This window comes from Pelatocladus sp., assembly GCF_059505505.1.
Map to the genome: position 1 here is coordinate 1 of NZ_JCACKS010000127.1, position 6645 is coordinate 6645.

Here is a 6645-nt window from a genome sequence, read left to right on the forward strand (position 1 = left end):
ACTGAATATTTATGTGTATTATTATTTACTTCTACTCAGGAATCACCATGTAATCAATTGTTCTAAACCAACGGCTCCTTTTTTAATTAAGTCTTCAGCTGTAGCTAATTGTGAGGCTCGTTCAACGTCTGATAAACCCAACTCCACAAAAGCCAGTGCTAAACTTTGCAAAGGATTAACACCTGGTCGAAAAACTTTCAACAGCCAAGTATCGCTATTCGATAACCTGCGTCCTAATTTTAATTGATAAAGCAAACCCGCTCTGACAACACTAGATTTACCACTTCCTGAGGCTCCCAACACAGCCAGGAAATTTCCAGAACGCACTTTTTCTAATAATTCGTCTGTTAACGCTGTTCTGCCATAAAATAACTTGGCATCTTCCTCAATGCAATCAAAATAAGACAAACCTTTGTAAGGACAGATAGCTGATTTAACTACAGTAGAGTTGATAATAGATGTGTCCCACTTGCGGGTAAGATTAATTGCCTCACCAGAGTTTGCAAAAATCGGACGCTGGGGAAAGGGGTGATGTGCTTGGTTGAGAAAGTCTACTAAAGTGTAATTGCTCACCCAACGGTCTTGTTTTGGTTCTAAACCTGCAAGAAGTGCGGCGGTGAAAACGCTGTGTTTGCTATTAATATCCTCATAGGCTACTTCAAAGGAACGAGAAGCAGCAATAAAACACCTATCTCTGCCTTTACCTCTATCTCCTGGATCTGCCTCTGCAAAATTTAGCACTTCTCCGCTATGGCAGCAATCCAAAATCACAATTTGTTGTCTAACTTCACTTTCTTGCAGCAGTCGCCGCAGCCATTGTAGAGATAGTCCCCAATTACCAGCGTCAGGATTAACTTCACTCGTCGCTAAAAAGCCTTCCTGAATTCCGACATTTTTTCGCAACCCATGACCAGAAAAATATAGCAGCGCTGTATCTGGCGGCTTCCCATCTGGCTTAAATAATTGAACGATCTCTTCTTCTAACTTAGTTAAACTAACTTTATTTTCCTGCCCTACACGAATTGTATAGTTTGCCTTATCCTTCACGGCAGGTAGTCGTCGTGTGACTTGAAAATCCCCATATTGTTGTAAGATTTGAGCCACTGCTTCTGCATCCGCAGCAGGCGCATTGAGACATCTTAAGCGGTCATACATATTAATTCCCACCACTAAAGCATCTCGACTCATCCTGCAAAGTCCTATGATAGTTGTGCCAAAATATTTCTAGTTTCTACAGAAAATTTACTGTATTTTACGGAAAAATATTGTAGCCATCATTTAAACAATTCTTTAATTCAATATTTATCTCATGCCTCAACTCACACCTATCCAATTAGAAGACGGTACGATAATTTACATTGAAGCTACAGATAACGTCGATGCTCCGCCAGTTAGTATCGAAGTTTCCCCAGAGGGAGAAGAAGAAGTCCTCATCGATAAAGGATGGAATCCTGATGCAGCTCAAAAACAGGTAGTACAAAACTTCCAAGCCATAGAAGGCACAATCCGGGCTTACACTGTTTATACACTGAATGCTTTTAAAAGAATTGCGATCGCTGATATTGATAAAGTCACTCTTGAATTTGGAATTAAAGTAGGTGGTGAAGCGGGTATTCCCTACATAACTAAAGGTACAGCCGAAAGCAATCTCAAAGTTACTGTACAGTGTTCATTTTCTAACCAGCCTCAAAAAAACACTCAGTAGTATTCTCAGACTAGGGCGATCGCTTTTGTCTGAATTTTACTTTAGGACTTACGCAAGTGTCACTTTTAGAGTCACTCATATTTTGTGTCAAAAAACTTCACTTGATGTTCTTTTACCACAAAATCTTAGTATTTTGGAGATGTTATAATTTCTAGTTCTATTACTCTGGATTTTAACTGCTCTATAGCGCTCGCCTGCTCAATGATAATCTCTACCAGTTGCTCTGTCGCCAACTGTTTTAAGGTTTCACTGTCTAGCTTTGGTGGCAGGTTTTTTTCCATAATTGCTATATTCTGCTTCCAATCTCACACTTGTCAATACCCCACCACCTGAATCCTTACCTTAATATTTACTTATAAATGACTTCTTAATTAATACTTACCACTCATGAAAAATCAAACTTTAGCAAATAAACTCAAATCCCAAAAATCGGATAAATTCTTCAAACAAACTTTTTTCACCTTATTTGTATTGATCTTTATTTTTTGTCTAAACACAAACTCTGCATTAGCAGAAGAAGCTGTAAAAAGTCCAGGATTTAATCCTCAAGAATGGTTGCGAAACGCCTTGCAGTGGATAGATAGTTTAGGTACAGTAGGAGCGATCGCATTTATTGCTCTCTACATCATCGCCACAGTCGCTTTTTTACCAGGTTCCATCCTTACTTTAGGTGCAGGCGTCGTCTTCGGTGTAATTTGGGGTTCCATCTACGTATTTGTTGGTGCAACTTTAGGTGCAACAGCTGCTTTCCTAGTTGGACGTTACCTAGCCAGAAACTGGGTAGCTAAAAAAATCGCAGATAACAAAAAATTTGCCGCCATTGACCACGCGGTCGGTAGAGAAGGACTCAAAATAGTTCTATTAACCCGACTTTCCCCCATATTTCCTTTTAATTTATTAAACTATGCCTTCGGTGTCACCGACGTTTCCCTCAAAGACTACTTTATTGGTTCTGTAGGCATGATCCCTGGAACAATTATGTATGTTTACATTGGTTCCCTAGCCGGAAATCTTGCCATGATCGGTACACAAACTCAACCAACTAACCCGACAGTGCAATGGGCAATTAGGATTATAGGTTTTATTGCCACAGTTGCAGTCACAATTTATGTTACCCGGATTGCGAGAAAAGCCCTTGAACAGGAGGTTTTGTAGGAATTTAAGCTTCCCCGGTCGCGCATACGCGGGGATTTCTGAAGAGTCCACAAAAGAACTTTCTTAGGCGCACTTAAAGAGGTTATAGAAATGTCTAATTCTGAATTTCAAAAAGTCATAATTCGCCCATTAGATGAGTATAATCAAAGGCTTGTTTCCTACGTGCATCCACCTGATTGGATGAATCCCAAGCCTGCTGATTGTTATGACTTGGTTGTGATTGGTGCGGGTACGGCGGGATTGGTGGTGGCTGCGGGTGCGGCGGGTTTGGGTTTAGGTTTGAAGGTGGCGTTGATTGAAAAACATCTCATGGGTGGAGATTGCTTGAATGTGGGTTGCGTACCATCAAAGTGTGTAATTCGGTCGGCGCGAGTTGTGGGTGAGATGTGGAAGGCGAGAAACTTTGGAGTTAACATTCCCCAACACATCGATGTGGATTTTCCCGCAGTGATGGAAAGAATGCGAAAGCTGCGTGCTGGTATTAGCCATCACGACTCGGCGGAACGTTTTCAAAAGCTGGGAGTTGATGTCTTTTTGGGTAGCGCTAGTTTTTCTAATAATAATACTGTAGTGGTTGGTGACAAAACTCTCAACTTTAAAAAAGCTGTAATTGCTACAGGTGCAAGGGCGGCGCGTCTTTCGATTCTAGGAATTGAAGAAGCAGGTTATTTAACTAACGAGACAGTTTTTTCTCTCACCCAAAGACCACGACGTTTGGCGGTAATTGGTGGTGGGCCGATTGGTTGCGAATTGGCACAAGCATTCCGACGCTTGGGTTGTGAAGTTGTGCTTTTCCATCGCGGTTCCCATATTCTTAATAAAGAAGATGCTGATGCTGCCGAAATTGTCCAAAATGTTTTTATTAAAGAAGGAATTCGTTTGGTTTTAAATTGCCAAATGCAGCGAGTGGAAAAAACTGGTGAAGGCAAGAAGCTTTATTTTAGCTGTGATGGTCAAGAAGATTGTGTGACAGTAGATGAAATTTTAGCAGGTGCGGGGCGTGTTCCGAATGTAGAAGGTTTGAATTTAGAAACTGTAGGCGTGGAATATGATCAGCAACGGGGTGTAATGGTGAATGATTATTTGCAAACCACCAACCCCAAGATTTATGCTGCTGGTGATATCTGCATGGATTGGAAATTTACTCATGCTGCGGATGCAGCGGCGCGGATAGTCATTAAGAATACTTTATTTTCTCCCTTTGGTTTGGGACGTTATAAACTTAGTAATTTAGTCATGCCGTGGGTAACGTATACTGATCCAGAAATTGCCCATGTGGGGATGTATGAACAACAAGCCCAGGAAAAAGGCATTGATGTAAATACGATCAAGATACCTTTTAGTAGTGTAGATCGAGCGATCGCAGATGGTGAAGAAGATGGTTTTGTTAAAATCCTCCACAAAAAAGGATCAGATCAAATTATCGGTGCAACTATTGTCGCCCGTCATGGAGGTGAAATGATTTCCGAAGTCACCACAGCAATTGTGAATAAAATTGGTTTGAGTAAAATGAGTAGCGTCATTCATCCTTACCCGACACAAGCAGAAGGGATTAAGAAAGCGGCGGATGCTTATCGACGGACACTGTTGACACCAAATACTAAGCGCTTTTTGGGATTGTTGACGAAGTTTTGACAGTGCGATCGCCAACCTCGGCTGAGTAATAAATTTATCGCTCAAATGTATCATAAGTGTCGGTACAATTTGGGAATAGTGTTTTTTATAGCTTAAGATGGCTAACATCATTAAACAGCCATGCGATGAAGGAGTGATTCGTTCAGCACCATGCACTGCTCCTTGTTCCAGGAATGTTGGCAGGTGGGTACTAGCGGCAACAATTCTCGGTTCAAGCATGGCAATGATTGATGGTACTGTCGTCAATGTGGCACTTCCGGTATTGCAATCACAGTTAAACGCCACCACTACTGATGTGCAGTGGATTGTTGAATCCTATGCTTTGTTTCTTGCTGCCTTAATCTTGGTTGGTGGATCATTAGGCGATCGCTTTGGGCGAAGACTGATCTTTGCTTATGGTATTGGACTATTTGCCTTAGCCTCGATTTGGTGCGGTTTGTCGCCAAATGTGAATCAGCTAATTATTGCCAGGGCTGTTCAGGGAATTGGTGGTGCATTGTTAGTTCCAGGAAGTTTAGCAATAATCAGCGCCTCGTTTAATGAAGCACAACGCGGACAAGCAATTGGTACTTGGTCAGGTTTGACAGCCATTACCTCAGCACTTGGCCCAGTTTTGGGTGGTTGGTTAGTTGAAAATTCTTCTTGGCGCTGGATATTTTTTCTCAATGTGCCACTAGCTGCGATCGTACTCGGTATTTTGTTTTGGCGCGTGCCAGAAAGCCGCGATGAAGAGTCAGCAAGACTGGATTGGTGGGGAGCAGCTTTAGTAACCTTTGGTTTAGGGGTAATAGTATATGGACTCATCGAATCATCTCATCTGGGATTATTTCATCCCCTAGTTCTGAGCTGCTTAGTAGGTGGCGTACTAATTCTGAGTGCGTTTATTTTTGTCGAAGCCAATAGACGCACTCCCATGATGCCCTTATCTTTATTTAAATCACGTACCTTTAGCGGTGCAAATTTGCTCACATTGCTGCTTTACTCGGCTTTAGGTGGAGTATTTTACTTTGTTCCGTTCAATTTAATTCAAGTGCAAGGCTACTCAGCTACGGCTGCTGGTGCGGTATTCTTGCCATTTATTTTAATCATGTTTTTTCTTTCGCGCTGGTCTGGAGGATTGGTGAGTCGCTACGGTGCCAAGCTTCCGTTAACAATTGGCCCGGTAATAGCCGCTTTGGGGTTTGCTTTATTTGCTACTCCAGGAATTAACAGTAATTACTGGACAACCTTTTTCCCTGCCATACTGGTATTAGGTTTGGGTATGGCAATTAGCGTTGCCCCCTTGACAACAACCGTTATGGGTGCAGTCAAGCAACGCCAAGCTGGTATTGCTTCCGGGATTAACAATGCTGTTGCGCGTACGGCTGGGTTATTAGCGATCGCAGTATTTAACATATTTGTCTTCAATACTTTCAATCGCAGTCTTAATCAGCAAATGACGGCTTTAGGTATATCGCCCGAAGTGCAAAAACTCTTGGATAACGAACGTGTCAAGCTAGCGGGTGCGGAAATACCTGCGGGTGTGAGTACTGAAATAAATGCAAAATTAAAAGATGCGATCGCTTGGGCGTTTGTGGATAGCTTTCGCTTAGTGATGTTTATTGCTGTGGTGTTGGCAAGCGCAAGTGCGATCGTTGCTTTGGTGATGATTGGGAAAAACAAAAAGCAGATGGACGAGATTTGAACGCATCTCAACTGGGAGCATCCCAATTTTTTGAAAAATACCCGGCGACTAGAAGTCGCAGCTACACGAACATAGCCTGCCTACGCAGGCTGCAATTATAGTAGTTCTCGGTTGTGTCCAATACGTACCCCAACCCCACCCCTTAATCCCCTAAGCGCACGCGCTTAGGGGAGGTTTTGCGTCAGCAAAGCCGGGGTGGGGTTCCGACTGTATTGCAATCGAGTCAGAAGTGCTATAGTCCGCGCAGGCGGACTTAGTTTGTCTAGCCCCAGACTTCCAGTCTACGGGGATTTTAAACTTCCACTAAAGGATGAGATGCGTCGCTGTGCAACTGTCCCTTATGTGTTATTTGCGATCGCGTAGCGGCTGCTTTGCAGCATCGCTCTCACGTTTGTGGTTAATGGGTTCTCATTAATAAGCAACGTTGAAACGTATTGAACAAACGCTTTAATGTTCTCTATGGATG

Annotated in this window: 6 protein-coding genes; 4 read left to right on the forward strand and 2 right to left on the reverse strand. The window is 42.6% G+C overall.

All coding sequences use genetic code 11. From position 1 onward, the window contains the following. Nucleotides 1-42: 42 nt before the first annotated feature. Nucleotides 43-1188 carry an nSTAND1 domain-containing NTPase gene (locus tag AC5JMK_RS11330; RefSeq protein WP_495910107.1) on the reverse strand — a complete coding sequence of 382 codons (1146 nt, stop codon included), beginning with the start codon at nt 1186-1188 and terminating at the stop codon, nt 43-45. A gap of 121 nt (nt 1189-1309) precedes the next feature. On the opposite strand from AC5JMK_RS11330, the gene AC5JMK_RS11335 reads away from it, so the two are divergent. Further along, nucleotides 1310-1705: a CU044_2847 family protein gene (locus tag AC5JMK_RS11335; RefSeq protein WP_495910108.1), complete on the forward strand. Its 396-nt coding sequence runs from the start codon at nt 1310-1312 to the stop codon at nt 1703-1705. Nucleotides 1706-1830: 125 nt separating this feature from the next. Here the strand turns inward: AC5JMK_RS11335 and AC5JMK_RS11340 are convergent, their stop codons facing one another. Further along, nucleotides 1831-1986, reverse strand: coding sequence for a hypothetical protein (locus tag AC5JMK_RS11340; RefSeq protein ID WP_495910109.1), 156 nt, complete (start codon nt 1984-1986; stop codon nt 1831-1833). Nucleotides 1987-2092: 106 nt separating this feature from the next. Between AC5JMK_RS11340 and AC5JMK_RS11345 the strand changes: the two genes are divergently transcribed. The 3 genes from AC5JMK_RS11345 to AC5JMK_RS11355 all read left to right on the forward strand — a co-directional run bounded on the left by AC5JMK_RS11345 (nt 2093) and on the right by AC5JMK_RS11355 (nt 6179). Continuing rightward, nucleotides 2093-2860 (forward strand): TVP38/TMEM64 family protein, encoded by a 768-nt coding sequence (locus AC5JMK_RS11345; RefSeq protein WP_096675964.1) that lies wholly within the window; start codon nt 2093-2095, stop codon nt 2858-2860. Between the two features lie 90 nt (nt 2861-2950). Then, nucleotides 2951-4495 carry a mercuric reductase gene (locus AC5JMK_RS11350; RefSeq protein WP_096675965.1) on the forward strand — a complete coding sequence of 515 codons (1545 nt, stop codon included), beginning with the start codon at nt 2951-2953 and terminating at the stop codon, nt 4493-4495. Nucleotides 4496-4592: 97 nt separating this feature from the next. Then, complete coding sequence (locus AC5JMK_RS11355) at nt 4593-6179, forward strand: MFS transporter (protein WP_495910110.1); 1587 nt, start codon at nt 4593-4595, stop codon at nt 6177-6179. Nucleotides 6180-6645 lie beyond the last annotated feature (466 nt).

Bases quoted from the DNA above. Each gene is read 5' to 3' on its own strand.
- AC5JMK_RS11330 (WP_495910107.1), bottom strand. From the start codon at position 1,188: ATGAGTCGAGATGCTTTAGTGGTGGGAATTAATATGTATGACCGCTTA.
- AC5JMK_RS11335 (WP_495910108.1), top strand. From the start codon at position 1,310: ATGCCTCAACTCACACCTATCCAATTAGAAGACGGTACGATAATTTAC.
- AC5JMK_RS11340 (WP_495910109.1), bottom strand. From the start codon at position 1,986: ATGGAAAAAAACCTGCCACCAAAGCTAGACAGTGAAACCTTAAAACAG.
- AC5JMK_RS11345 (WP_096675964.1), top strand. From the start codon at position 2,093: ATGAAAAATCAAACTTTAGCAAATAAACTCAAATCCCAAAAATCGGAT.
- AC5JMK_RS11350 (WP_096675965.1), top strand. From the start codon at position 2,951: ATGTCTAATTCTGAATTTCAAAAAGTCATAATTCGCCCATTAGATGAG.
- AC5JMK_RS11355 (WP_495910110.1), top strand. From the start codon at position 4,593: ATGGCTAACATCATTAAACAGCCATGCGATGAAGGAGTGATTCGTTCA.